We start from the raw sequence: 26,394 nt of genomic DNA on the forward strand, positions 1-26,394 counted from the left end.
GCTAGGCCGCCTTCCCGCCCATATACTCCGGCAGCCAGCGCTCGAACGAGGTGCGCAGCGTATCGATCGTTACCGGCGCTTCGCCGGCGATCGCGATCGCATCGCCCCCGGTGGTGCCGATCCGCACGCAGGGCACCTCGCAGCCGCGCATCTTGGCGAGCACGCGGCCGGCCTCCGTTTCCGGCACGGTGACGAGATAGCGCGCCTGGTCCTCGCCGAACCAATAGGCCTGCGAGACAAGCGAAGTCGGCGCCGCCAGCAGCTTTGCGCCGATGCCGCTCGCCATCGCCATCTCGGCGAGCGCGATCAGGAGGCCGCCGTCCGAGAGGTCGTGCACGGCGGTCGCGGTGCCCGCATGGATCATGCCGCGCACGCAGTCGCCGTTGCGCTTCTCGGCAGCGAGGTCGACCGGCGGCGGCGCGCCCTCCTCGCGACCGCAGATGTCGCGCAGGTACACCGACTGGCCGAGCCAGCCATGGGTCTCGCCGATCAAGAGGATCGCCTCGCCCTCGGCCTTGAAGGCGAGCGAAGCGGACTTGGTGAAATCGTCGAGCAGACCGACGCCGCCGATCGAGGGCGTCGGCAGGATCGCGCGGCCGTTGGTCTCGTTGTAGAGCGAGACGTTGCCGGAGACGACCGGGAAGTCCAGCGTGCGGCAGGCTTCCGAGATGCCCTTCAGGCAGCCGACGAACTGGCCCATGATCTCGGGCCGTTCAGGATTGCCGAAATTGAGATTGTCGGTGATCGCGAGCGGCTTGCCGCCGACCGCGGTGATGTTGCGCCAGGCCTCCGCCACCGCCTGCTTGCCGCCCTCGAACGGATCGGCCTCGCAATAGCGCGGCGTGACGTCGACGGTCAGCGCCAGGCCCTTCGGGCCGTCCTGCACGCGCACCACGGCGGCATCGCCGCCGGGGCGCTGCATGGTGTTGCCGAGGATGACGTGGTCGTACTGCTCCCAGACCCAGCGCTTAGAGCACATGTCGGGCGTGCCGATCAGCTTCTCCAGCGCGCTACCTACGCCCATCGGTGCCGTCACCTCGCGCGCGTGCACGACCGGCAGCGCGGCGGAGGGGACATGCGGCCGGTCATAGAGCGGCGCCTCGTCGCCGAGCTCCTTGATCGGCAGGTCGGCCATGACGTCGCCGCCATGCTTGACCACGAAACGCTTGCTCGGCGTGGTGTAGCCGACCACGGCGAAGTCGAGGCCCCATTTCTTGAAGATGGCCTCGGCTTCCTTCTCCTTCTCGGGCTTGAGCACCATGAGCATGCGCTCCTGGCTCTCCGAGAGCATCATCTCGTAGGCGCTCATGCCGGTCTCGCGGGTCGGCACCGCGTCGAGATCGAGATCGACGCCGAGGTCGCCCTTGGCGCCCATCTCGACAGCCGAACAGGTCAGGCCCGCCGCGCCCATGTCCTGGATCGCGATGACGCAGCCCTTCTCCATGATCTCGAGGCACGCCTCGAGCAAAAGCTTCTCGGCGAAGGGATCGCCGACCTGCACGGTGGGGCGCTTCTCCTCGGACTTGTCGTCAAACTCGGCCGAGGCCATCGAGGCGCCGTGGATGCCGTCGCGGCCGGTCTTGGAGCCCAGATAGACGATCGGCATGTTCACGCCGGAGGCGGCCGCATAGAAGATCTTGTCGGCATCGGCGAGGCCCACGGCCATCGCGTTGACGAGGATGTTGCCGTCATAACGGGTGTGGAAACGGACCTGGCCGCCGACCGTCGGCACGCCGAAGGAATTGCCGTAGCCGCCGACGCCGGCGACGACGCCGGAGACGAGGTGCCGGGTCTTGGCATGCTCGGGCGCGCCGAAGCTCAGCGCATTGAGGCAGGCGATCGGCCGTGCGCCCATCGTGAAGACGTCGCGCAAAATGCCGCCGACGCCGGTGGTTGCGCCCTGGTAGGGCTCGATGTAGCTCGGGTGGTTGTGGCTCTCCATCTTGAAGACCACGGCCTGGCCGTCGCCGATGTCGATCACGCCGGCATTCTCGCCGGGGCCCTGGATCACCCAGGGCGCCTTGGTCGGCAGGCCGCGGAGATGGATGCGCGAGGATTTGTACGAGCAGTGCTCGTTCCACATCGCCGAGAAGATGCCGAGCTCGGTGAAGGTCGGCTCCCGCCCGATCAGCTTCAGGATGCGCTCGTACTCGTCGGGCTTGAGCCCGTGGGCGGCAACCAGTTCGGGGGTGATCTTGGGTTCGTTCTTCATGGATTCGGGGCTTTCGACGGCGTTTTGCCGTTCTTAGGAAGATCGGGGCCTCGCGAAAAGCCCTTTATGGCGCATTTTCCCACTGTCCCACGTTTTGCGGCCGAGGGGTGCGGGAACGGGAATTGCACGGCGCGGACGGATCGGATTTAAGGGCTGAAGACCCGCAATTGAAGGCCCATTTCCTTGCACGAATTGACCAAAACGGCTGCTCCGCCCCGCCCCGAGCTGCATGTCGCGACCGAGGGTGAGTTCAAGGGCTGGCAGACCTGGATCAGGGACAGCTTTGAGAACCATATCGGCCCCTTCTGGCACCGCCTGGAGGCGGACGGCAGCGTCCGCTGCGCCTTCCGGGTCGAAAAGAAGCACCTGAACGGCTCCGGCAACGTCCATGGCGGCTGCTTCATGGCCTTCGCCGACTACTGCCTGTTCGCGATCGGCCGGAATGCGCTGAACGGCCGCGGCGTGACGGTCAATTTCGCCTGTGAGTTCCTGGATGCCGGGCATGAGGGCGAGCTGATCGAGTGCACCGGCGAGGTCAGCCGCGCGGGTGGTTCGCTGATCTTCCTGCGCGGTCAGATGGCCTCCGGCGAGCGCCTTCTGTTCACCTTTTCCGGGACGATCAAGCGGGCCAAGCGGAAGTCGCTCCCTCAGCCAAACGCATAGCTCGACGCCTTCCCTTTTGGCGCCCCCTCGCCCAGACTTGCGAGAAGCGCGGTCGCGCCGGGGAGCAAGAACAAGGTGCCGCAGAGCACATCGGGGGCGGGTCGCACGACGGCGTCCGCATCAACGCCGCTGTCGTCCATGGCCGCCACCGGCGCGCGCAGCTGGCGCGACTATGCGCTGCTGTTCGCGCTCGCCTGCTGCTGGAGCTCCACCTATCCGCTGGCCAAGCTCGCGCTGGACACCATTCCGCCCGTCACCTTCATCTCGGCGCGTTCGCTGATCGCGGCCGCCTTCCTGTTCGCGATCCTGTGGATACGCGGCGTCAGGATCCCGACCGATGCGAAAGCCTGGAAGCTGTTCGCGACCCAGCAGTTGATCAACTCGACCTTCCCGTTCCTGGTCATCACCTGGTCGCAGCAATATGTGCCGGCGTCCAACACGGTGGTGCTGGCCTCGACCACGCCGATCTTCGCCTTCCTGATCACCTCGCTGATCACGCGGCACGAGCCGGCCACGCTGTTGAAGCTCGCGGGCGCGATCCTCGGCCTCGCCGGCACCGTCGCCATCGTCGGCCTCGATGCGCTCGGCGGCTTCGGCCGCGAGATCGTCGCGGAGATCGCGATCCTGCTCGCCACCATCTCCTTTGCCTGCGCGACGATCTTCGGCCTCCGGCTATCCGACTACGACCCGATGGTGGTGGCGGCCGGCTCGCTGCTGTTCGGCGGCCTCATCCTGCTCCCGCCCTCGCTGATCATCGACCAGCCCTGGACGCTGCACCCGACGTTTCAGGCGATCGTCGCCACCATCGTCATGGGCATCGTCTCCAGCGCGTTGGGGTTGATGCTGTTCTACGTCTGCCTCGGCCGGCTCGGCACGCTTACCACGAACGCGCAAGGCTATTTGCGCATCCCGATCGGCGTCGGCCTTTCCGTGCTGCTGCTCGGCGAAAGCGTGCCCTCGAACCTGGCGCTGGGCTTGCTGCTGGTCATGGCCGGCGTCGCGGCGATGACGGTGCCGGCCGAGCGGCTGAAGCTGCGCTAGCGCGAGGCGCTATTGCTTGGCGTCGTCCGCCAGCATCTTCCGGTATTTCTCGACGTCGCGCGTCACCAGTTGCTGAAGCAGCTCCGGCGTATGCTCGTTGTCGTCGGGCGCGACGGTCGACAGGTCGGCAAAGCGCTTCTTCACCGCATCGGTCTCGACCGCGGTGCGCGCCGCCGCATTCAGCCTGGCGATGACGGCCGGCGGCGTGCCCTTGGGCGCGAACAGGCCGTTCCAGCCCTGCGCCTCGAACTCCGGCAGCCCGGCTTCAGACGACGTCGGCAGGTCCGGCAACGTCGCGAGCCGTACGGTCGAGCCGACCACGAGTCCCCTCACCAGCTTCTCGTTGATCGACTGCGAGACCGAGGCCGCCGCGTCGCAGACGCCGTCGATCTGGCTGCCGATCGCATCGGTCAGCGCAGGGGCTGCGCCGCGATAGCCGACCAGCGTCGCGTCGATCCCGGCGGCGGTGACGAAGCTCTTGCAGATCAAATAGTTCGAGGAGCCGACGCCGGCATGGCCGAGATTGATCTTGGCCGGATTGGCCCTGGCGTAGGCGATGAACTCCTTGAGGTCCTTCGCCGGAAAATCCTTGCGCACGGCGATGATGCCGAACGTCTTCGCCACCATCGCGATCGGCACGAAGGAGTCCGGCGTAAACGGCAGCTTCGGATAGATCGTGTAGGTTGCGGCATTGGTGCCGGCATTGCCGATCGCAATCGTGTAGCCGTCGGGCTCGGCGCGTGAGGCGCGCGCCAGCGCGGTCGAACCGCCGGCACCCGCAACGTTCTCGATCACGATGGTCTGGCCGAGCGCGACGCTCATTTGCTCGGCGACGGTGCGCGCGATCACGTCCGAGGTGCCGCCGGCCGCGAACGGCACGATCATGGTGATCGGACGCTTGGGGAAATCCTGGGCGAACGCGGCCGTAGCGAACGCAGCGACGGCGGCAGCGACCGACAGCCGCTTCAACACGGGTGAAATCACGCGGCCTTTTCCAGATGCTGGGCGAGACCGGCGAACAGGCCGCGGCCGTCAGTGCAGCCCATGATGTCTTCGACGTGGTTTTCCGGATGCGGCATCATGCCGAGCACATTGCCCTTGTCGTTGACGATGCCGGCGATCGAATGCGCCGCGCCGTTGATGTTGGCGGCCTCGTCGACCACGCCCTCGGCCGAGCAGTAGCGATAGAGCACCCGCCCCTCGCCTTCGATGCGCTTGATGGTCTCTTCGTCCGCCTCGTAATTGCCCTCGCCATGGGCGACGGGCACGCGGATCACCTGGCCGGCATTGTAGCCACGGGTGAACGGCGTGTCGGAACGCTCGACGCGCAGATGCACGTCGCGGCAGATGAATTTCAGCCGCGCATTGCGCATCAGCACGCCCGGCAAGAGGCCGGATTCGCAGAGGATCTGAAAGCCGTTGCAGACGCCGAGCACGAGGCCGCCCTTCGCCGCATAATCGCGCACCGCGTCCATCACCGGCGCACGCGCGGCGATTGCGCCACAGCGCAGGTAATCGCCATAGGAGAACCCACCCGGCACGACCACGAGATCGGTGCCCGCAGGCAGCGACGTCTCGGCGTGCCAGACCATCGCGGGCTCGCTGCCCGAGATCAGCCTCAGCGCGCGCGCCATGTCACGCTCGCGGTTGATTCCGGGAAAGACGAGGATGGCGGCTTTCATGGCAGGGGTTCCGACGGTGACGGGAATCGGGCTGGCCGAAGGGCCAATTCGTGCAGAGACATAGCCATTTGACGGGGATTTTACCAGTGCTAGCCTCGCCGGACGGCCTTGTACACAGGCCATAGCCACGGCGCTTTTGCCTGACGATTTTGCCCGGGATTGCAGCCATGAACGTCCCGTCGCTGCCTGCATCCTCCTCCCAGCCGGTGTCCACTGAGGGCGTCGTCGCCGCGGGTGCCTATGTCGACGGCCGGCGCGTCGCCAACATCGCCATCAGCGAGGCCTCGAGCTGGCGGGCCAAGCCCGGCCACGTGGTCTGGATCGGGCTGCACGAGCCGGACACGGCCCTGCTCGGCGCCGTGCAGAAGCAGTTCGACCTGCACGATCTCGCGATCGAGGACGCCGCCCACGCCCACCAGCGGCCCAAGATCGAGCAATACGGCGAGGCCCTGTTCATCGTGGCGCGGACGGCGCAGCTGATCGAGGGCCGGATCGCCTTCGGCGAGACGCACATTTTCGTCGGCGAAGGCTATCTGGTCTCGGTGCGCCATGGCGCCTCGACCTCCTACACGCCGGTACGCGAGCGCTGCGAAAGCTGCCCGCGGGCGCTCGCGCGCGGCGAGGACTACATCCTCTACGCCATCCTCGATTTCATCGTCGACAACTACTCGCCGGTGCTCGAGAGCATCCACGACGAGGTCGAGGGCATCGAGGACGACGTGCTCTCCAAGCCGATCAGCAAGGCGCAGATCGAGCGGCTCTACATGCTGCGCCGCGACCTGCTGCGGCTCAGGAATGCGATCGGCCCGCTGGTGGAGGTCTGCCGCCGTCTGGAGCATGACGAGCTGGCGATGGTGCGCGCGACAATGCAACCGCTGTTCCGCGACGTCACCGACCACGTCAGGAACATCCAGGAGCGCATCGATTCCATGCGCGAGGTGCTGGCCTTCGCCTTCGAAGCGAGCCTGCTGGTGGGCCAGGCGCAGGAGACGGCGGTCTCCAAGAAGCTCGCCTCGTGGCTCGCGATCCTGGCCGTCCCGACCGCAGTCGCCGGCATCTACGGGATGAACTTCAAGTACATCCCGGAGCTACAGCTGGAATACGGCTACTTCATCGTGTTGGGATTGATGGCGCTCGCCTGCCTCGGATTGTACTGGCGCTTCCGCCGCGTCGGGTGGCTGTGAGCGCGAACGTACACGACCAATGTAGCTCCTCATCCTGAGGAGCGCGCCCTCTGCGCGCGTCTCGAAGGATGAAGGCCAAGGTGCGAGAGCCGGGCCTGCATGGTTTGAGACGGCGCTTTTCGCGCCTCCTCACCATGAGGGGCGACAAGGCAGGGCTAAACGATCTCGACCCGGTAATTCTCGATCACGGTGTTCGCCAGCAGCTTGTCGGCGGCCTCCTTCAGCGCCGCCTCTGCCTTGGCCTTGTCGGCGCCGGCGAGCTCGATGTCGAACACCTTGCCCTGGCGGACGCTGGCGACGCCGTCGACGCCGAGCGACTTCAGCGCGCCTTCGATGGCCTTGCCTTGCGGATCGAGGATGCCCGTTTTCAAGGTAACGGTGACACGTGCCTTCACGTCGAAAACCCCTTTAGCTCTTCACCAGCACCGGGCCGGAGCCCGCCGGACGCTCGTTCTCCATGAGGATGCCGAGGCGCTTTGCAACTTCGGTATAGGCCTCCAGCAGCCCGCCGAGATCCCGGCGGAAACGATCCTTGTCGAGCTTCTCGTTCGACTTGATGTCCCACAGGCGGCAGGAATCCGGCGAGATCTCGTCGGCGACGATGATCCGCATCATCTCGTTCTCGAACAGCCGCCCGCACTCCATCTTGAAGTCGACCAAGCGGATGCCGATGCCGAGGAAGAGGCCGGTGAGGAAGTCGTTGACGCGGATGGCGAGCGCCATGATGTCGTCGATCTCCTGGGGCGTCGCCCAGCCGAAGGCGGTGATGTGCTCTTCCGACACCATGGGGTCGTTGAGCTGGTCGTTCTTGTAGTAGAATTCGATGATCGAACGGGGCAGCTGCGTGCCCTCCTCGATGCCGAGGCGCTGCGACAGCGAGCCGGCGGCAACGTTCCGCACCACCACTTCCAGCGGCACGATCTCGACCTCGCGAATCAACTGCTCGCGCATGTTGAGGCGGCGGATGAAGTGGGTCGGCACCCCGATGTCGTTGAGGTGCTGAAACAGGTACTCCGAGATCCGGTTGTTGAGGACACCCTTGCCCTCGATCACCTGATGCTTTTTCGCATTGAACGCGGTGGCGTCATCCTTGAAGTGCTGGATCAGGGTACCGGGCTCCGGGCCTTCGTAAAGAACCTTTGCCTTGCCTTCATAAATGCGACGCCGACGGCTCATTGGGATGTACCGTGTTTTGTTGAAATCCATGAATTTGGTGTGCTCCGGTTGACTAGGATTACGACCCACAGCGGAGCTGCCGTGAACGGCCGGGAACCCGTAGAAACAGAACGGGAACCAAGCCTTTAGGCAACCTATCCGATTGGCTGTCCGAGCACAATCGATCCGGCCGTCCGGCACCAACTTATACCGTTTTGCCTGCGGCTTAACGGCTCGTTGTTTTGCCGATTCGTGCTCCTTATCTAGGCATGCGCCGGGGCTGTCGCAACGAGGGCCGCCGGGTCCAGTCAGCAGGGAATTGGAAAAGGCATGAGCGAGATCAACAAGCGCGAGGAAGGCTTTGAGAAGAAGTTCGCCCTCGACGAGGAGCAGAAGTTCAAGGCGGAGGCCCGCCGCAACCGGCTGCTCGGGCTATGGGCCGCGGAAAAGCTCGGAATCACCGGCGAGGCCGCCACGGCCTACGCCAAGGAGGTGGTCGCGGCCGATTTCGAGGAGGCCGGCGACGCCGACGTCCTGCGCAAGCTCATGGCCGATTTCGCCACCAAGAGCGTCGTCGTCACCGAGCAGGCGATTCGCGCCAAGATGAGCGAGTTGCTCGCTGTGGCCGCGGCCGAGGTGAAAGCGGGGAAGTAGCGCCGCGCGCGTCCCACACTGGCAGTCATTCCGGGGCGGTCCGTGAGGACCGAACCCGGAATCTCGAGATTCCGGGTCCGATGCTTCGCATCGTCCCGGCATGACGGAGCGGGAGGTCACCCCTCCTTGAAGCCATACTCCGGCACGTTGCCGCTGGCGCCGTAATATTTGTACGGCAGGAACTTGCCGCTCATGGTGATCTTGACGCGGTCGCCCTTGGGGTTGGCGACGCGCTCGATCCCCATGTCGAAGTCGATCGCCGACATGATGCCGTCGCCGAATTCCTCCTCGATCAGCGCCTTCCAGGCCGGGCCGTTCACCATCACCATCTCGTAGAAGCGGTAGATCAAGGGATCGGTCGGCGGCATCGGCGTGCCAGTGCCGCGCATCGGCACCTCGTTGAGCATCGCGGTCTCGGCCTTCGACAGGCCGAACAGCTCGCCGGCGTTGGCGGCCTGGGGTTTCGTCAGTTTCATCTGGCCGAGGATCGCGCCGACGATCAGCACCTCCGCATAGCCGCCGATCTGCTCGCAAATGTATTTCCAGCTCCAGCCCTTCTCGCGCTTGATGTCGAGCAGCTTCTCGGTGAGGTCTTCGCGTTTCATGTCAGGATCTCCTTTTTAGGCAGTGAGTCCGGGACTGGTCCCGGGTGTCCAAGTCTGTCGTTGCTCTTCGCCGCCAGTTGCGACCGTCAGTCCGGGCTTGCCGATATGCACCACGGGCACGTTGCGCGGATCGTGATCGGGCTTCTCGGCCGCGAATGTCTTGCTGCGCGTCACCAGGAAATCGATGATGTGGTTGCGCAGCGCATAGTACAGAGGATGGCGATGCAGATCGGTGCGGCCGCGATCCTTCGGCAGCGGATTTTCAACGACCTCGGCCAGCACCGCGCCGGGCCCGTTGGTCATCAGGAAGATCTTGTCGGCGAGATAGATCGCCTCGTCCACGTCGTGGGTGATCATGAACGCGGTCTGCCCGGTCTCCAGACAGATGCGCCGCACCTCGTCCTGAAGCGTGCCGCGCGTCAGCGCGTCCAGCGCCGAGAACGGCTCGTCCATCAGCATCATTTTCGGCGTGATCGAGAGCGCACGGGCAATACCGACGCGCTGCTTCATGCCGCCGGAGAGTTCCGAGGGACGCTTGTGCTCCGAGCCCGTCAGGCCCACGAGATCGATGAAGGTTTGCGCATGCGCCTTGACCTTCGCCCGATCCCAGCTCCGCCATTTCGAGCTCACGGCATAGGCGACGTTGCCGAGCACGGTGCGCCAGGGCAGCAGCGCGTGGCTCTGGAAGATCACAGCGCGGTCGAGGCTGGTGCCCGAGATCGCCTGCCCGTCCACGATAACCGCACCCTCGCTCGGCGCATCGAGGCCGGCGAGAATGTTGAGCACGGTGGTCTTGCCGCAGCCGGAATGGCCGATCACGCAGCAGAACTCGCCGCGCGGCATCGACAGCCAGAGATTCTCGAACACGGTGGTCGCGGCACCGCCCGCACCCGGATAGCGTTTTGCGATGCCTTCGATGGAGATGAATTTGTCGGTCATCGGCCCCTACTCCGGAAACGTGACCATGCGCGTGAAGCGCGCGAGGATCTGGTCGAGCAGCATGCCGACGATCCCGATCAAGAGGATCGCTATGATGACGTTGGTGATCGAGAGGTTGTTCCACTCGTTCCAGACGAAGTAGCCGATGCCGGTGCCGCCGACGAGCATTTCGGCCGCGACGATCACGAGCCAGGCGATGCCGATGGAGATGCGCATGCCGGTCAGGATCGTCGGCGCCGCTGCGGGGAGGATCACCGTGAAGGCGCGCCTGATGGTGCCGACCTCGAGCGTGCGCGCGACGTTGATCCATTCCTTGCGCACGCTGGCAACGCCAAACACGGTATTGAGCAGCATCGGCCAGATCGAGCAGATGAAGATCACGAAGATTGCCGAAATCGACGAATCCTTGATGGTGTAGAGCGCGAGCGGCATCCAGGCGAGCGGCGAGATCGGCTTCAAGACCTGGATGAAAGGATCGAGCGCCTTGCTCAGCAGCGGCGACATGCCGATCAAAAAGCCGAGTGGAATGGCGACGAGCACGGCGAGCAGATAACCGGTGCCGACCCGCGCGATCGAATAGGCAAGCTGGATGCCGAGCCCCTTGTCGTTGGGCCCGTTGTCGTAGAACGGCCGCTTCAGGTGCTCCCACAGCTTGGCGCCGACATCGAGCGGCCCGGGCATGGCGGATTTGCCCTGCGTCGCAGTCAGGCCCATCAGCTTGGCATATTCCGGACTCATCGTCGCGACCGGCGCGGTCGAGCGCGTGGCGAGATGCCAGATGCCGAGGAACGCGGCCAGCAGCACGATCGAGACGAGGCCGGCGCGGAGGCGGAGGTTGGTGCTCATCTCCCTCTCCCCGCTTGCGGGGAGAGGGTTGGGGTGAGGGGGGCCCTCCGCAAGGGAGGTGAGAGTTGGACTCGCGGAGAGTCTCCCTCACCCGATCGCTTCGCGATCGACCTCTCCCCGCAAGCGGGGAGAGGTGAAGAGAGCGCACGGCCCATCACGACGCCTTCCTGATCTTGAAGCTCGCGAGGTAATCCTCGGGCTTTGCCGGATCGAAAGTCTTGCCCATCACCGCGAACGACTTGTAGGCGGTTGCCGGCGGCGACAGGCCCATCTCGGTCATCAGCTTCTTGGTATCCGTCGCCAGATACACCTGCTCGGCCACCGCCTTGTAGTCGACGTCGCCCTTGATCTGGCCCCAGCGCTTCATCTGCGTCAGCATCCACACCGCAAACGACTGCCAGGGGAATGGATCGAAATCGACGCGCTTGGCGTCGGTCTTCACGCCGCCGAGGCCGTCGGCATAGGTGCCGGTCAGGACCTGCTCCAGCACCGTGACCGGCGCGTTGATGTAGTTGGCGGGCGCGATGGCCTCCGCGATCTGCTTGCGGTTCTCCGCCTTCGACGCGTAGGCGGTGGCATCGACGATGGCGCGCGTCAGCGCGGCAAAGCTGTTCGGCGCCGTCGTGATGAATTCGCGGCTGGCGGCAAAGCTGCAGCAGGGATGGCCGTCCCAGATCTCCTTCGAGAGCAGGTGCATGAAGCCGACGCCGTCATAGATCGCGCGCTGGCAAATGTTGTCGGGCGCGAGGAAGCCGTCGATGTTGTCGGCGCGGAGGTTCGCGACCATCTCCGGCGGCGGCACCGAGCGCAGCTGCACGTCGGTATCGGGGTCGAGTCCGTGCTCGGCGAGATAGTAGCGCAGCAGATAATTGTGCATGGAGTAATCGAAGGGGATCGCGAACTTGAGGCCCTTCCAGTCCTTCGGATCGCGCTTGTCCTTGTGCTTGGTCGCCAGCACGATGCCCTGCCCGTTGATGTTCTCGATCGCGGGGACAGCAAATGGAATCGCATTGGCGCCAAGCCCCAGCGAGATCGCGATCGGCATCGGCGCCAGCATGTGCGCGGCGTCGTATTCCTTGTTGATGGTCTTGTCGCGGATCACGGCCCAGCCGGCGGTCTTGACCACTTCGACGTTGAGGCCGTGCTTGGCATAGAAGCCCATCGGCGCCGCCATGATGATCGGCGTGGCGCAGGTGATCGGAATGAAGCCGACCTTGAGGTCCTTCTTCTCCGGCGTGCCGGCCTGCGCGAAGACCTCGGTCGCGGTCTGAAGCGGGAAGAACTGCGACAGCGCCGCCAGTGCCGTGGACGCACCGACCGATTTCAGGAAGGCGCGCCGCGCCACATCCTGCGGAAACATCGCGCGCATCACGGCGGAGGCGACGACGCCCTCGTAGCGCTTCTCCTCGCTCTCGATCTGCGCGCAGCGCAACGCCGTGGCCTGCTCGTGCTCCGCCGCGGATTGATGCTGGCCACAGGCACAGCCGGCTCGAAGGTTGCGATCGGGATCAAACGGATTGTCGAACGTGGACATCGGACCTCCTGCGCGTCATTGCAGGAGCAATTACGCAAGGAGCATGCCACCACCTTTCGGCCGTCCAGTGCCTTGATGACGCAGCACTTTTGGTCACGCTTTGCTGCTACGAGAATTCGTGATACACGATAATTCGTAGTTCAATTACGAGATTTCGTGATGGCAACGACGCCAATGCTCGTTTCCGATGATACCGCCGAGGCGATCGATCCGCGCGTCGCCGCGTTCGAGTCCTCGGTCGAGGCCACGCTGCTGGTCGACCCCTATGCCGACCAGATCATCGATGCCAATCCGGCCGCCTGCGCCCTGCTCGGCTACGACCGCGCGCTGCTGCGGCAGACCAGGGCGAGCACCCTGCACGCCGGCGAGCTTCCGGCCCTGACCGTGTTCACCCAGGCCGTGCTGCACAAGGGCGCCTATTGGACCACGGTGCTCACCCCCCGCCATGCCACCGGGCAAAATCTCCGGCTGGAATATGCCGGCTGCGTGCTGCCCCATGACGGCCGCACGCTGGTGCAGCTCACACTGACCGATCTCGACGCGCGCCGGCGCCGCAATGTCGATGCCGCCGCCGAAGACCACATGCGCAGCGGCATCTCGACCTGGCAGCGGGTCGAGCGGGTGTTCCAGGACATCGAGCGCGAGAACCAGCTGATCCTGCGCGCCGCCGGCGAAGGCATCTATGGCGTGAACGCGGAAGGCAAGACCACCTTCGTCAATCCCGCGGCCGAACGCATGCTGGGCTGGACCGCCGAGGAGCTGGTCGGCAAGGAGATCCACCCCATCGTGCACCACACCCATCACGATGGCCGGCACTATCACAACCATGACTGTCCGATCTACGCGGCGTTCCGCGACGGCGCCGTGCATCAGGTTGACGGCGAGGTGTTTTGGCGCAAGGACGGCTCGCCGGCCTGGGTCGAATACACCTCCACCCCGATCCGCGACCGCGGCGTCGTGGTCGGCGCCGTCGTGGTGTTTCGCGACGTCAGCCAGCGCCGCGAGGCCGACGAGAAGCTGCACGCAGCCCTCACCGAGGTCGACCGCCTGCGTGAGCGGCTCGAGCTCGAGAACGCCTATCTCCAGGAAGAAATCCGCATCGAGACCAACCCGCGCGGCATCATCGGCCAGAGCGAGGCGATCCAGAAGACGCTGCGGCAGGTCAAGCTGGTGGCGCCGACCACCGCGGCGGTGATGATCACCGGCGAGTCCGGCACCGGCAAGGAGCTGATCGCCCGCGCCATCCACGAGGATTCCACCCGCAGCGACCGGCCGCTGATCCGCGTCAACTGCGCCGCGATCCCGCGCGAATTGTTCGAGAGCGAGTTCTTCGGCCATGTCCGCGGCGCCTTCACCGGCGCGACGCGCGACCGCATCGGCCGGTTCGAGCTCGCCGACGGCGGCACGCTGTTCCTCGACGAGGTCGGCGAGATCCCGCTCGAATTGCAGGGCAAGCTGCTGCGCGTGTTGCAGGAAGGCAATTTCGAGCGCGTCGGCCAGGAGCGCACCCGCGCGGTCGACGTCCGCGTCATCGCCGCGACCAACCGCGACCTCAAGCAGGAGGTCCAGCGCGGACGTTTTCGCGAGGACCTCTATTTCCGCCTCAACGTGTTTCCGATCGAGACGGTGCCCTTGCGCGAGCGGCGCGAGGACATTCCCCTGCTCGCCCAGCATTTTCTGACGCGCGAGGGCAAGGCGCTGAAATCGAATTTGCGCCTGTCGGAAGGCGATGCGCGGCGGCTCACGCGCTACGACTGGCCCGGCAATGTCCGCGAATTGCAGAACGTGATCGAGCGCGCCGCGATCCTGTCGCAGAACGGCCGCCTGCGCATCGACCTGCCTGATACCTCCGGCACGCCAGCTCCGGCCGGCACCGCGCGCCAGAAGGCCGATGCGCGTCCGGCGGTGATGACGTCAGCGGAGATGCGCGACCACGAGCGCGCCAATATTCTCGCCGCGCTCGAGGCCTGCGCGGGAAAGGTGTTCGGCCCCGGCGGCGCGGCGGAAATGCTGGATATCAAGCCGACCACGCTGGCCTCGCGGATCAAGGCGCTCGGGATCGCGCCCCGTCCGCGGGCCTTCGGTTAGCGACGCTCACGCCGCCTTGGTCGTCACCTCGGATGCGATCGGCAGCCCCTGCTCGATCGGCAGCGAGGGATCGCGCGACCATTCGTTCCAGGAGCCGAAATACATCCGCACGTCCTTCACGCCGGCGTTCTTCAGCGCCAGAAACGTGTTCGAGGCCCGCGCCCCCTTGAAGCAGTAGAGATAGACCGGCGTCGTCTGCGAGATGCCGACGGTGGCGCATTCGGCCAGGATCTCGTCCTTGGACTTGAAGCGCGGGCCTTCGGCGGTCGGCTTCATCATGCGGTACCATTCCAGCCACACCGCGCCGGGGATGCGGCCCTTGCGCGGGCAGAAATCCTTTCCATAAGGAGACGAGCTGTCGCCGATCCACTCGTCGACATCGCGCACGTCGAGGATGGCGATGCCGGGCTTGCCGACGGCGCCAAGCATCGTCTTCGCATCGATCAGGATCTCGCCCGCCTCAGGCACGATCGCGAACGACGCCTTCGCCGGCGTCGGCACGTCCTTCGTCACCGGGAAGCCCGCGGCCGACCACGCATCGAAGCCGCCATGCAGCACCTTCACCTTGGGATAGCCGAGCATGGTGAGCAGGTAATAGCCGCGGCAGGACTGGCCGAAGCCCGAGTTCATCGACTGCTCGTAGATCACGGCCGTCTCCTTGCCGGAGAGACCGGCGCCGCCGAACGCATCGGCGAATTTCGTCTTCAGTTCAGTCATGCCCTCAGGCGTCGAGGTCGCGAGGAACGTGAAGATCTCGTGCACGTTCACGGCATTGGGCAGATGGCCGGCGGCGTAGGCATCGGGATTGCGGGTGTCGATGACGACACACGGCTCTAGCTTCAAGAGATCGGCGAGTTCGACGGCAGTGATCAGAACGTCAGTCATGGCAGCCTCTCCGTTGAGGTTGGGGGTCTTCGGGTGGACTCGCAAAGATCAGGAATCGGCGAGCATCTTGCGCAACTGCTTGGTGGCAGGTGTGACGATCGCGACGAAATAGGCCTCGCGCAGGCGTCGCTGCGCGCGGTGGCTTTTGAGATAGCCGCGCGCGCCACAATGCAGCATCGCCGCATGCGCCGCGGCGACGCTGGCCTCGCCGGCACGCAGGCGCAGCGCAATCACCTTGCGCCAATAGGTCTCCTCCGCGTTGTAGGGATCGCGCGCCAGCGCCATGGTCTCCGCCTCGAGCTCGGCGGCGAGGTCACCGAAATGCACCGGCTGCTGCGGCAAATAGCGGTTGATGTGCCCGAGGGGACCGCCGACCTCGTCCATGATGTTGATGCAGTCGCGGATGAGGCCGAGCGCCATGCCGGCCTGGAGCAGGATGAAGCCGGCGCGGATCTTCTTGACGAAGGGACCTGCGGGATCGGCGAGGATCAGCTCATCCGGCACGAAGACGTCGCGGAACTGCACGCCATAGGTGCCGGTGCCGTCCATGGCGAGGAACGGCTTGCATGGCGTGAGTGTGATGGCGGGATCGGAGCAGTCGGCCAGAAACATCACAGTCCCGGGCTCGCCACTTGCGATGCCCTGATCGTCCTCGCACTGGAAGATGGTGCCGAAATAATGATCGGGGCCGAGATTGGAGACCCAGGGCAGCGCGCCGCGGACGATGTAGCCGCCCTCGACCTTCCGCCCTTTCAGCTTGAGCTTCTCGATGCCGAAGAAGCTCTTCATCGGATTGGAGAGCCCGGTGCCGCCGAGCACCCGGCCGGTCGAGAAGGCATCGCCGAAGCGCCTCGCGAGCTTCATATTGGTGGAGTTGGCGGCGTACCAGACCAGCGTGTTCTGGCACCAGGCCATGAACGCCGTCGCGCCGCAGACCTCGCCGATCGCTGCCATCGCCTGGATGGCGCAGCGCAAATCCGCGGGACCTTCGTGCGGCATGTGACTGCCCCACGCGCCGACGGCGCCGAATTCGCGCAGCACCTCGGCCGGATAGACCGAGCCGTCGTCGATACCGGCGGCGAGCGGCGCGAGCTGCTCGCGCGCGATCCGCGCCACCTCGCCTGCAATGGACGGTGCGGGCTGATCCAAAACGTCGACCCGCGATAAAGCCAGTGAACCCATGATCGCCTCCCGCACCTTGTCCTGTTGCCGTCAGCCTAGATGCCGACCTCGAGATTGACCGGACGGGTGAAGGTGTTGGCGACCGGCGACCATTTCTTCACATGGGCGACCAGCGCGTTGATCTCGTCCTGCGAGATGCCCTCGCACTCCATGTCGACCTTGACGCGCACGTCGGTGAAGCCAACGGGCTTGTCGGAGACATCGCCGGTGCCCCACACGGCCGTGATGTTGAGGTCGCCCTCGAGCTCGAGCTCGAGCTTGTTGACGATCCAGCCGCGATGCACGGCGTTGGCGTGCAGGCCGACCGCAAGGCAGGAGCCGAGCGCGGCGAGCGAGGCTTCCGACGGATTGGGCGCGGTATCGTCACCCAGAAGGCCCGGCGGCTCGTCGACGATGTAGGGCTGCAGATTGCGGATGTAGTTGGCGTGGCGGAATTTTCCTTCCGCGACCGTCTTGCATTTCAAGGTCTTGACGACCTTCGGATTGGCCTTGCCGCTCGCGATCAGTTGCTCGAGGCCATTCTTGTCGATGGGCGCGAGGCAACCCGTCAGCACGGTCTTTTGAACGACGGCAGTCATCAGTTTTCTCCCTGGCAGCCGAGGAAATCGGCAGGATACCGAACGGTCTGTTTCCTTGCATGGAGCGTGCCAGAGGCGGCCAAAAACAAAAGGCGAAGCATTGGAGCCGCTTAGCCGGCGCTGCCTGCGGATTGATCAGCCGCCCCATGCTCAAAGGCGATGCAGATGGGTTGCGCTTTGCGAATCTTTTCAGCGCGGAACAGATGCGGCTTGCTGATGCGGCGTCGCTGCGGGTAAGTTTGGACTCATGGCAAAGACGTCATCGAAGAAGAACTCGCCCCACGCCGGTGCCGGCGAAGACGAATCCGCGCGCGGGCGCCTCTTGAGCGCCGCGACGCATCTGTTCTGCAAGAACGGCATCAACGCCACCGGCATCGACGCGATCATCGAGGAAGCCGGCACGGCCAAGACCACGCTCTATAAATTGTTCGGCTCCAAGACCAACCTCGTCAACGCGGTGCTGGAGAGCGAAGGCAAGCAGTGGCGCGAATGGTTCATCGGCGCCATGGAGCAAGGCGGCGGCGACGCGCAGGCAAAACTCACGCGCATCTTCCCGGCGCTGAAGAGCTGGTTCGCCGAGGAGCGCTTCTACGGCTGCCCGTTCATCAACGCCGTCGGCGAGCACGACAAGGACGCAAAACAATTCCGCAACATCGCGCTGAAGCACAAGAAGATCGTGCTCGGCCACATCGAGAAGCTCGCCGGCGAGCTCGGTTCGAGCGAGCCCGCAGTGCTCGCGCACCAGCTCGGCCTCATCATCGACGGCGCGATCGTCGCGGCGATGATCTCGCGCGACCCGGGCGTGGCGGATACGGCCGCGCTCACGGCCGGCCCCCTGCTCGGCCAGTCCAGAACGAAGAAGAAGCGCGCCGCGGATCAGTTAGAGGCGGTGTAAGCCTCGCCATGATCCCGTAGGGTGCGCAAAAGGCGCAAAGCGCTGCGCCCACCAGATCTTCTCGACCTTGTTGATCGAGATGGTGGGCACGCTTCGCTTTGCCCACCCTACAATGTCCGTTTCATAAATCCCCCGATCGCCGCCAGCACCGGCTGCTGATCGCCGGCAAAGAACCAGTGATCGTTGCCGTCGAGCTCGACGAACTCCGCGCCGCTGATCCGGCTCGCGATGTCGCGGCCGGCCGCGATCCGCACCGCCCGGTCGCCCCGCCGGTGCAACACGAGCGTCGGCACGGCGATCTGCGCCAGGAGATGCCGCACGTCGGCGTCGCGAAACGCCTCCAGCACCGCGGAGATGCCGCCGGGACTGGAGGCCGCGCGCAGCAGCCCCGCCCACCAGGCGCGCGCCTGGGCATCACGAGCCAGGCTCGGCGCAAAAGTTTCGATCCCGACCGGACCGCCCCATTGCGCGACGAGCTGCTGGCGCCAGGCGTCATACTGGCTGGCGCGCAGCGCATGCGGATAGTCCTGCGACCAGCAGCCCTTGGCCAGGGCGCCGAACAGGATGAGCCCGGCCACGAGGCGCGGCTCATCGACCGCAAATTTGATGCAGGCCGGCCCGCACTCGGATGCGCCGAACAGCACGACGCGGCGCGCATTCGCCGCGCGCAGGACAGTGCCGATATCCTCCGCGGTGACGTCGATGCCAGGGGCCGATCCGACCCGGTCGGACAGCCCGATGCCGCGACGATCGAACACGATCAGCCGCCCGAGCTTCATCAACGACGCCAGAAACGTCCGGCTCGCGGGATGCTCCCAGGCGCGCTCCACATGCGACACGAAGCCGGGCATGACCAGGATATCGAGCGGGCCGCTGCCATAGGTCTGATACGCCAGATGCACGCCGGCGCCCTTCACATAGCGTGTCGTCGGAACGGCAAGCGCTGCCGCCGCGGGACTCATCAGCGCCTCGGTCTCGGCTTCCGGCGCAACCCCGAGCTCGCCGCGCAGCCGCTGCGTCAGTGCCGCGTGGTGCCGCTCGGCCGCGCTTCGGTCGCCGGCCAGCAGCAAGCTGCGGATCAGATGGCGGCCATAGACTTCGCTGAGCGGATCGAGCTCGACCAGGCGTCCCGCGTGCACTGTGGCGGCAAAATGCTCGCCCGCGGCGTTCTTGTCCTGCACCAGCCGCTCCAGCGCGTTCATGAGCCGCCCCCGCAGCGCCTCCCGGCGGAAGAACGCCCAATCGTCGAATTCGGGACAGTCGTCCAGCGCGAAGCCGGCGAGGAAGTCACTCCGGTAGATCCGGCAGGCCTGCTCAAAGTCGCCGCGGTCGCAGGCGCTCTCGAACAGATGCGTATCGACTTTCAGCGCGATCGCGGGTGACCATCGCACGCTGGCGCGATCAGTCTCGAAAACCGGCTGGCCGAGCGTCTGCTCGATGCGGTGAAGCAGCCGCCGCAATCGCGCACGTCCGGTCTCGCCGGGGCTCTCGGGCCACAGCAGCGTGGCCACGACGTCCCGCGCCACAGCACCCTTGGCCTCCGCGACATAGACCAGCAGCGCAAGACCCTTGCGTAAGGCCAGCTTGATCAGGCGGTCGTCGGCATGGACCTCGGGGAAGCCAAATGTTCCCAGCGAGAAGGCCGTCATGGAAATCCTCCCTCCCCGGCCGGGGGACGCTCAGGGGACGGTCCAGCGATAACAGTCGGGTCAGATCGAGCCCGCTCGCCAGTGAGCGATTGAGGCTCCTGCATGCGGCACTGCCGCCGTCCGCACAATAGGAAAAAACATGTTCGCGCGCCTCGCAATCCTGCTCTACGCCATCGTGAGCTATGCCGTATTCACGGTCTCATTTCTCTACGCCCTCGGTTTCGTCGGCAATTATGTCGTGCCGAAGTCGATCGACGTCGGCAGCCCCACGAACTTGGGCGAGGCCATCCTCGTCAACCTGCTGCTGATGAGCCTGTTTGCCATCCAGCACAGCGTCATGGCGCGCCCGGCCTTCAAACGATGGTGGGCCAAATTCCTTCCCCTGGCCTGCCAGCGCAGCACCTACGTACTGCTCTCCAGCCTGATCCTCCTGCTGCTGTTCTGGCAGTGGCGTCCGATCCCGACGCCGGTCTGGCAAACGAGCGGAATAGCGGCCTGGTTGCTGATCGGCGTGCATTGGCTCGGCTGGCTGATCGCGTTTGCCTCGACCCACATGATCGACCATTTCGATCTGTTCGGTCTGCGTCAGGCTTTCGTCGCCTTCCGCGGGACCGAGATATCAGGTCAATCCTTCAGGACGCCGCTGCTCTACAAGATCGTGCGGCATCCGCTCATGCTCGGCTTCCTGCTCGCGTTCTGGGCGACGCCCGCGATGACCGCCGGCCACTTGCTGTTCGCGCTCGCGAACACGGCCTACATCCTGGTCGCGTTGCAGTTCGAGGAGCGGGATCTGATCGCCGAGTTCGGCGCGACCTACCAGGACTATCGCCGCCGCGTTCCCATGCTGGTGCCGCGCCTTTTCGCCCGCCGCCGGACGGACGATCGGAAATCGCCTCGTCCCGTTGGAGCACCCCGATGAAAGCGGTTCTGTGCAGCTCGTTCACCGGCCCTGCGGACTTGCGCCTCAGCAAGATCGACGAGCCGAGGCCTGCCGGCGACGAGATTCTCATCGACGTCCACGCGGCGTCCGTGAGCTTCATGGACCAGTTAATGGTCTCGGGCCTTTACCAGATGCGGCCGCCGACCCCCTTCGTGCCCGGCACGGAAGCATCCGGCATCGTCGTCGCGGTCGGCGACAAGGTCACGGCATTCGCCCCGGGCGATCGGGTGGCGTGCAGCAGCTGGACCGGCGGCTACGCCGAACGGATGACCGCGAAGGAATCGAAGAGCGTGCGTCTGCCCGACGGCGTCGCGTTCGAAGCGGCAGCGACGGTGCTTCACAATTACGGCACGGCCTATTATGCGCTGGTCGAGCGCGCACGGGCGCAAGCCGGCGAAACCGTGTTCATCACCGGCGCTGCCGGCGGCGTTGGACTAGCCGCCGTGGACCTCGGCCGCCATTTCGGCCTGCGCGTCGTCGCCGGTGTCGGCTCCGATGACAAGGCCGCCCTGGTGCGCGGTTACGGCGCCAGCGAAATCGTCAACTACCGCAGCGAGGACCTGCGCGACCGGATCAAGTCGATCACATCGGGACAAGGCATCGACGTCGGCTTCGACAATGTCGGCGGCGCGGTCTTCGAGCAGATGGCGCGGCTGATGAAATGGGGCGGACGGCTGCTGCCGATCGGCTTCGCCAGCGGCGAGATTCCACAGGTCCCGATGAACCTGCCGCTCCTGAAAAACTATTCCATCATCGGCGTCTTCGTCGGCGCCTGGGCGGAGAGGTTTTCCGCGGAGGCCGCGCGCATGAACGTCACTCTGATGCAATTGTTGGCCGACGGACGAATCCGCCCGCATATCGACCGTGTCCTCCCTTTGGAGGAGGCCGGGGACGCCATGCGCGCCGTGGCCAATCGCACGGTTCAGGGACGAATTGTCCTCAAGATCAGGTAGAGTGTGCCGACGAGGAAGAGAGAACAAGACTGATGACCTGGATCATCATTGACAAGCGCTATTGCGGTCCTCCGAACTCCGGCAACGGCGGCTATGTCTGCGGCCGGCTGGCACGGCACATTCCCGGGGCTGCGGAGGTGACGCTGCGCGCACCGCCGCCGCTGGACCGGCCGCTCGATGCGGTCGCGACCGACGACGGCACATGGGAGCTCCGCGATGGCGCCAAGCTCGTCGCGACCGGGCGGCCGACAAATGTCGAACTGGCGCGGCTGGAGAAAGCCAGCTTCGAGGAGGCCCGCGCCGCCGAGCTGCGGACGCCGGTCAAGCCGCACGAGCACCCGTTGCCGACCTGCTTCGTGTGCGGACCCGCCAGGGCGAAGGGCGACGGCCTTCGCATTTTCGCCGGACCGCTCGGGCGTGATGTGCGGAATGCCGTTCTCGCGGCGAGCTGGATACCGGATCCGAATCTGGCCGCCGAGGACGGCCTTGTCGCGAGCGAATTTCTCTGGTCGGCGCTCGATTGTCCCACCGGCTATGCCTGCAACTACAATCAGGAGAGCGACAGCTTCGACCAGGCGCCGCTCCTGCTGGGACGGATGTCGGCGCGGATCGAGGCCCGGCCGCCCCCCGGCGACCGCTGCGTCATCACGGCCTGGCCGACCGGCCGCGACGGCCGCAAGCGCACGGCCGAGGCCGCAGTGCATGATGAAAACGGGAGGTTGCTGGCCGTGGCGCGGGCAACATGGATTGCGGTGGAGCGCGAGGTGCAGCTGGGGTGCGGGTGATGCTCGGCGGGCGACGGGAGAAGCCCCCGCCCCATACCTTTTCAAGAGCAAAAGCGCCGCGGCGATGAGCTGACTTCGGCCAACCAAACGCGATGCGACCAAGCCACGCCGAACGGCCCGTGGCGGTCCGAGGCTGTTCACACCTCAATCGGGCATTTTTAACTACCGCAACCTGTGTTACTCTGCCGGCCGTCCGGGCTTCGGACGGCGGCTTCCGCCGCGCGGTGCGATTGCTTCGAAAATCACTTTGGTGCGCTCGCGGCTGCAGTTTCGAAATGCGCCGCCTGCAAAAATATAGTGCTTATGCGATAGGAGTGCCTGATGCGTCTTGCCCCAGCCTCTCTGCTCTTTTCGACCAGCCTGTTTGGATTTTTCCTACTGTGCGACAGTTCGGCGCCGGCGAACCCAACCTACGTCTGTCCCATGGCATCCGCCGCGCTTGAAGATGACACGCTGTACGCATTCGACGGTCGAACGATGACCCCGGTCATTTCCGCGAATGAGTTCGAGGCCCCCCAGCGAAAGTGGACAACTCTCTATTTCGTCGTCAAGACGGCCGGCGATGACCGGGCCGGTGCGATCGTGATAAAGACGGCGAGGCTTGGACCGCAACTGACCTCCGACCGGCCGGACTATGGCCGCGTCTTGTTGCGACGATCCGGCGTCGGCTCGAATTGTGGAAGCCAGCGTTCATATTTGAACAGCGTTTCAACGCTCGCATACGAGGCCTATCACGACCTGGGTTACGATCGCGGCGAGATCCTGGAGCGCCCGGACGGGAGCGACACTGGCCTCACTACCTTGCAACACTTCCATACTGGCTACGACGCAACGGACTATGCTTCTCGTGACCAGAAATGCAGGCGAACGGATGACAAAAAGCGTTACGATGGAAGCTACGAAGCGCGAAGTAACCGCTCACAATTTTCGTTTGTGACAGATATCGTCGACCACGGCATCAGCGGCGCGGCTTCGCAAGCGGCCTCGGGGGGCTTTCGGTGGGTCGCGTCCCTGATTGTTCCTCCAGCTTCTGCCAACAGAGAAAATTTGCGGGAGCGTCGGGTTGAGATCAAGCCCTATCAGACAGTTGCCGGCATCGCTTGCGTACCCTTCCGGATCAGCCCACGAGGCACCGCGCAGGTGATCCGAGTTAACGATCTCGATCGCAGGAAACAGGTTGGGTTCGACTTCGGCAGAGTGAAGGAAATCCGGCTAGGTCCGACAACCGGAGGGGAGCCTTAGAAGCGCCGGCAGCGCGACTCATCGACCAGTGGGCGCGCTCGGAGCCGGAGCAGCAAAAGGCGGGGCCCCCGTCAACCGCCGAACGAAGTCGTCTGCTGTGGCAGCGGCATCCAACCCAAATGCATTTGCCATCATTTCGACGCTGGACCAGCCCAGGTCTCGATATGCCTCGAACTGGGCCGAGTCGAAAAACTGATCGACAGTGGATTGATTCGGGAAATCAGGATATTTGGCCTTGTACCCTTTGGTGGAAAAGCTGAGCTGCTTGATCATTCCCGATTTCAGATAAACGAATGTTCCGGTCTTCGCTTGGTCCGCAATCCCGGCACGGTGCTCGGCAGGATAATCGATCGAGGCCACGAAGTAGGATTTCTTCGCGAACTTCGCGCCGGCCGGATAGCCCATGTCCCCTGCGGGCGCGATGGTATCTGCCTCTGCCTCGATCTTGATGATGACACCAAAATCTTCGCGCACTCGCTGACATACCGAGGCGAGGGCCGACATTGCCGTTGACGGGTCCTCCTCCGAGTCGAGCACGATCACCACATCGCAGCGCCTCCGGATGAGCTCGTAGGCTCCCAGATTGTCGAAGTGCCCTCCGTCGCTCAGCTCGAGAAAATCGCTGTCGCGCTGATAGCCGGACCGAAACACCCCGTACTTGAGGCCCGGCGAGAAATAGTTCGGCGTTCCCCGAGATGCGCCGGGAGCGCCAATCCAAAGGCCGAGGCGGAGATTGAAGAGCATCATGACGGTCGAGATCAACCGATCACGCGTGATGCCGGTCCCGATAAAACCGGCATTCGCGTTGGCAGCGGCGCCCGAGGCTGCCATGGCAGAGGCGAGCGTCATTGGACCATGTCGCTTGCCGTGGTCCGATGTCGAAAGCCATCCCGTTGTAAAACTCCCGACATAACACGGGCTCAACAGAAAACTGGCTCCGCCGCGAAGCGCAACCGTCTGATCGAGGTCGTTGATCAGAATGACGTTGGTGTTGATCAGTGGATAAGGAAGCGGACTGGTCTGTTTGGGTGGCCATATCGCCGCCAATGGCAACCGGTCCGCATCGCTATAATTTGGCGCATCCGCCGCCTTTTGCTCAATCGTCGGCATGAAGGCTTCCATCAGGCGATCGCGATAGAAGCGATGCAGACCGAGGTAGTTGACGTTGCTCCACCATCCAAAGGCAACTGAAAACACCAGGAGCGCAGCGAAAAACTCGCGGCAATATTGTGCCTGGTCTGCGGTGAGATGTTGCGGCTGGATTAGAAATCTCGCTCCAGCATAGGCGATCACGAGTATGAGATAGAGAAAGGCACCGGCCGCCAAAGTGGCCGCGACGCGGGTGGCAAGAGAGGGCGCGAGCCGCTGCGCCTGCACGAAGTGACCATAAAGACCGGAAAGAAATCCGCTGGCGACGGTGAAGATTCCGATCAGCGCCTTTCCCCCGGTTGGATAGCTCTTGGTGGAATCCGCGATTGCCTCGAACACAAAGGGAAGAGATCCGAACGTGAGGCACGCGATCAGGGTGGGAAACCACACCGTCGCGGCCAGCTCGTATTTGCGCCGCACCGCATAGTTGACGCCGAACTCCAGTATCCCTGAAAGCTGCAGAATGCCGACAATAATCGCGCACGCGCCGAACAGACCGAATCCGGCGGTCGCAATCAACAACGCCGAAGTGACGGGATCGACAGTAGCCAGATCGAAACGTGCTCCGAAGTGACCGAACGTGAAGTAGGAGACCAGCAGCCCGGCGATGCCGACGGCGGCACAACGCCCGGCCCGGGCGATGCGGTCACCGCGGTTTTCCGTGGTCTCGGGAGGAATGAGGATCGAGATGATCGCAAGGAATATCGTCCCGATCAGCGCAATCGCCAGAAGCAACACAATGGCGAAAATGAAGACACCGGAAAACGCCGAAACGCAGATGCCGATCCATGGCAACGACAGGGTCATGGCTTCCAGTTTTGGGACGGTTAGCTCTCCCATGGTCCCGTACGATTCGTAGAAGGCGTGAAAGCCGGTGGCCACGAATACGACCAGCATGAACGCGATCGCCAGTGGCAGCCAGAAGAAAACGCTGATCAGAAACGTGCGAAGCAGAACCGCGATTCCCGACCAGATCGAGATGCCGCCGCCTGGCGCGAGAAAGCTGGCGTGCCAGCGCAAATATTTCAGGCTCTCATTTTCACTTGCAAGAGATTGCGTTTGCTCGCTGCCATAGGGAAAGTTTGCGCCCGCGTCGGTGTTGGGATCGTCATGCCATTTCCACTGCACCGCCGATGCGGCATATCCGCCGCCGGACACGCTCGATATGTAGTCGAAATGCTTGAGCAAGCCGCTGTTGGCAAATCTTTGCAATGCACCGAGACAGAACGTCGCCGAGCGAATGCCTCCCCCTGACAGCGCGAGCCCAATCCAGGGGCCGGTTACAGCTCTCTTCCGGCCCACGGCCACAGCAGCGCGTTCATCCTGCAAAACGGCGGCTTCGTGCTGCCGCGCGATCGCTGTGGCCCCCGCCTGCGTCAAGCTCCTTTTTCGAAAAAGCACAGGCGCCCCCACAACCAGCGAATGAGGTGAACAAGCCCGACAATCTTAGCCGCTTGTCCGTGGACGGAAAGGCAAAAGCTGGATTTCGGAACAGTTCAGCCCGCTGAGGCATGGGCCGTGGTGGATAAGTCT

The 26,394-nt window shown here is 64.5% G+C and carries 24 protein-coding genes; 10 read left to right on the plus strand and 14 right to left on the minus strand.

The features are described 5' to 3' along the window. Position 1: 1 nt before the first annotated feature. Entirely contained in the window at positions 2–2,212 is a 2,211-nt protein-coding gene (gene purL / locus ACE10W_RS25670) for a phosphoribosylformylglycinamidine synthase subunit PurL (protein ID WP_304547614.1), read from the minus strand. Positions 2,213–2,395: 183 nt separating this feature from the next. Between purL and ACE10W_RS25675 the strand changes: the two genes are divergently transcribed. Together ACE10W_RS25675 and ACE10W_RS25680 are read left to right on the plus strand one after the other, a co-directional pair. Continuing rightward, positions 2,396–2,875 carry a PaaI family thioesterase gene (locus ACE10W_RS25675; protein ID WP_038967200.1) on the plus strand — a complete coding sequence of 160 codons (480 nt, stop codon included), beginning with the start codon at positions 2,396–2,398 and terminating at the stop codon, positions 2,873–2,875. Between the two features lie 75 nt (positions 2,876–2,950). Further along, positions 2,951–3,916 (plus strand): DMT family transporter, encoded by a 966-nt coding sequence (locus ACE10W_RS25680; protein ID WP_375762055.1) that lies wholly within the window; start codon positions 2,951–2,953, stop codon positions 3,914–3,916. A 9-nt stretch (positions 3,917–3,925) separates the two neighbouring features. On the opposite strand, the gene ACE10W_RS25685 is transcribed toward ACE10W_RS25680, so the two are convergent. Continuing rightward, positions 3,926–4,900, minus strand: coding sequence for a tripartite tricarboxylate transporter substrate binding protein BugD (locus ACE10W_RS25685; protein ID WP_028173367.1), 975 nt, complete (start codon positions 4,898–4,900; stop codon positions 3,926–3,928). Then, the gene (gene purQ / locus ACE10W_RS25690) at positions 4,897–5,598 is read right to left on the minus strand and encodes a phosphoribosylformylglycinamidine synthase subunit PurQ (RefSeq protein ID WP_028173366.1); all 702 of its coding nucleotides are present in this window, start codon (positions 5,596–5,598) and stop codon (positions 4,897–4,899) included. Before purQ ends, ACE10W_RS25685 begins: the two co-directional genes overlap by 4 nt. A gap of 167 nt (positions 5,599–5,765) precedes the next feature. On the opposite strand from purQ, the gene ACE10W_RS25695 reads away from it, so the two are divergent. Then, entirely contained in the window at positions 5,766–6,782 is a 1,017-nt protein-coding gene (locus ACE10W_RS25695; RefSeq protein WP_028173365.1) for a magnesium and cobalt transport protein CorA, read from the plus strand. A 155-nt stretch (positions 6,783–6,937) separates the two neighbouring features. On the opposite strand, the gene purS is transcribed toward ACE10W_RS25695, so the two are convergent. Both purS and purC read right to left on the minus strand, forming a co-directional pair. After that, complete coding sequence (gene purS / locus ACE10W_RS25700) at positions 6,938–7,177, minus strand: phosphoribosylformylglycinamidine synthase subunit PurS (RefSeq protein WP_014494125.1); 240 nt, start codon at positions 7,175–7,177, stop codon at positions 6,938–6,940. 13 nt (positions 7,178–7,190) lie between these two features. Further along, on the minus strand, positions 7,191–7,958 hold the full coding sequence (gene purC / locus ACE10W_RS25705) for a phosphoribosylaminoimidazolesuccinocarboxamide synthase (RefSeq protein WP_008974302.1): 768 nt from the start codon (positions 7,956–7,958) through the stop codon (positions 7,191–7,193). Between the two features lie 309 nt (positions 7,959–8,267). Here purC and ACE10W_RS25710 point away from each other — a divergent pair, with 309 nt between their 5' ends. Further along, positions 8,268–8,591 carry a DUF1476 domain-containing protein gene (locus ACE10W_RS25710; protein WP_011088474.1) on the plus strand — a complete coding sequence of 108 codons (324 nt, stop codon included), beginning with the start codon at positions 8,268–8,270 and terminating at the stop codon, positions 8,589–8,591. Positions 8,592–8,707: 116 nt separating this feature from the next. Here ACE10W_RS25710 and cynS read toward each other — a convergent pair whose 3' ends face one another. The 4 genes from cynS to ACE10W_RS25730 form a co-directional block, all read right to left on the minus strand. Continuing rightward, positions 8,708–9,196 (minus strand): cyanase, encoded by a 489-nt coding sequence (gene cynS / locus ACE10W_RS25715; RefSeq protein WP_011088475.1) that lies wholly within the window; start codon positions 9,194–9,196, stop codon positions 8,708–8,710. A gap of 15 nt (positions 9,197–9,211) precedes the next feature. Then, complete coding sequence (locus tag ACE10W_RS25720) at positions 9,212–10,135, minus strand: ABC transporter ATP-binding protein (protein WP_028173364.1); 924 nt, start codon at positions 10,133–10,135, stop codon at positions 9,212–9,214. A 6-nt stretch (positions 10,136–10,141) separates the two neighbouring features. Next, positions 10,142–10,981 (minus strand): nitrate ABC transporter permease, encoded by an 840-nt coding sequence (gene ntrB / locus ACE10W_RS25725; protein WP_028173363.1) that lies wholly within the window; start codon positions 10,979–10,981, stop codon positions 10,142–10,144. Positions 10,982–11,135: 154 nt separating this feature from the next. Beyond that, positions 11,136–12,515, minus strand: a complete 1,380-nt coding sequence (locus ACE10W_RS25730) for a CmpA/NrtA family ABC transporter substrate-binding protein (protein ID WP_053815137.1) — start codon at positions 12,513–12,515, stop codon at positions 11,136–11,138. Between the two features lie 159 nt (positions 12,516–12,674). Between ACE10W_RS25730 and ACE10W_RS25735 the strand changes: the two genes are divergently transcribed. Continuing rightward, the gene (locus ACE10W_RS25735) at positions 12,675–14,603 is read left to right on the plus strand and encodes a sigma 54-interacting transcriptional regulator (RefSeq protein WP_304547634.1); all 1,929 of its coding nucleotides are present in this window, start codon (positions 12,675–12,677) and stop codon (positions 14,601–14,603) included. Positions 14,604–14,609: 6 nt separating this feature from the next. Here ACE10W_RS25735 and ACE10W_RS25740 read toward each other — a convergent pair whose 3' ends face one another. Genes ACE10W_RS25740 through ACE10W_RS25750 form a run of 3 tightly spaced genes read right to left on the minus strand, consistent with a single transcriptional unit; the run spans position 14,610 to position 17,248 of the window. Further along, a complete protein-coding gene (locus ACE10W_RS25740; protein ID WP_028173360.1) occupies positions 14,610–15,488 on the minus strand; it encodes a sulfurtransferase in 879 nt (292 codons plus the stop codon). 48 nt (positions 15,489–15,536) lie between these two features. After that, positions 15,537–16,670, minus strand: coding sequence for an acyl-CoA dehydrogenase family protein (locus ACE10W_RS25745; RefSeq protein ID WP_028173359.1), 1,134 nt, complete (start codon positions 16,668–16,670; stop codon positions 15,537–15,539). Between the two features lie 35 nt (positions 16,671–16,705). Further along, complete coding sequence (locus tag ACE10W_RS25750) at positions 16,706–17,248, minus strand: OsmC family protein (RefSeq protein WP_011088482.1); 543 nt, start codon at positions 17,246–17,248, stop codon at positions 16,706–16,708. Positions 17,249–17,495: 247 nt separating this feature from the next. On the opposite strand from ACE10W_RS25750, the gene ACE10W_RS25755 reads away from it, so the two are divergent. Continuing rightward, complete coding sequence (locus tag ACE10W_RS25755; RefSeq protein ID WP_028173358.1) at positions 17,496–18,143, plus strand: TetR/AcrR family transcriptional regulator; 648 nt, start codon at positions 17,496–17,498, stop codon at positions 18,141–18,143. Between the two features lie 107 nt (positions 18,144–18,250). Here ACE10W_RS25755 and ACE10W_RS25760 read toward each other — a convergent pair whose 3' ends face one another. Next, complete coding sequence (locus ACE10W_RS25760) at positions 18,251–19,792, minus strand: alpha/beta fold hydrolase (RefSeq protein WP_028173357.1); 1,542 nt, start codon at positions 19,790–19,792, stop codon at positions 18,251–18,253. 139 nt (positions 19,793–19,931) lie between these two features. On the opposite strand from ACE10W_RS25760, the gene mddA reads away from it, so the two are divergent. From mddA to ACE10W_RS25780, 4 genes are all read left to right on the plus strand, one after another. Beyond that, positions 19,932–20,711, plus strand: a complete 780-nt coding sequence (gene mddA / locus ACE10W_RS25765) for a methanethiol S-methyltransferase (RefSeq protein WP_110116541.1) — start codon at positions 19,932–19,934, stop codon at positions 20,709–20,711. Then, positions 20,708–21,685 (plus strand): NADPH:quinone oxidoreductase family protein, encoded by a 978-nt coding sequence (locus ACE10W_RS25770; RefSeq protein ID WP_028173355.1) that lies wholly within the window; start codon positions 20,708–20,710, stop codon positions 21,683–21,685. The genes mddA and ACE10W_RS25770 overlap by 4 nt, the downstream gene beginning before the upstream one ends. 32 nt (positions 21,686–21,717) lie before the next feature. Continuing rightward, entirely contained in the window at positions 21,718–22,470 is a 753-nt protein-coding gene (locus tag ACE10W_RS25775) for a PaaI family thioesterase (RefSeq protein ID WP_028173354.1), read from the plus strand. Positions 22,471–22,791: 321 nt separating this feature from the next. Further along, positions 22,792–23,712: a hypothetical protein gene (locus ACE10W_RS25780; protein WP_028173353.1), complete on the plus strand. Its 921-nt coding sequence runs from the start codon at positions 22,792–22,794 to the stop codon at positions 23,710–23,712. An 18-nt stretch (positions 23,713–23,730) separates the two neighbouring features. Here ACE10W_RS25780 and ACE10W_RS25785 read toward each other — a convergent pair whose 3' ends face one another. Next, the gene (locus ACE10W_RS25785) at positions 23,731–26,241 is read right to left on the minus strand and encodes a patatin-like phospholipase family protein (RefSeq protein ID WP_304547638.1); all 2,511 of its coding nucleotides are present in this window, start codon (positions 26,239–26,241) and stop codon (positions 23,731–23,733) included. Positions 26,242–26,394 lie beyond the last annotated feature (153 nt).

Origin of the sequence: Bradyrhizobium sp. B025, assembly GCF_042257955.1 — a bacterium.
In the GTDB taxonomy this organism is placed as follows: domain Bacteria; phylum Pseudomonadota; class Alphaproteobacteria; order Rhizobiales; family Xanthobacteraceae; genus Bradyrhizobium; species Bradyrhizobium diazoefficiens.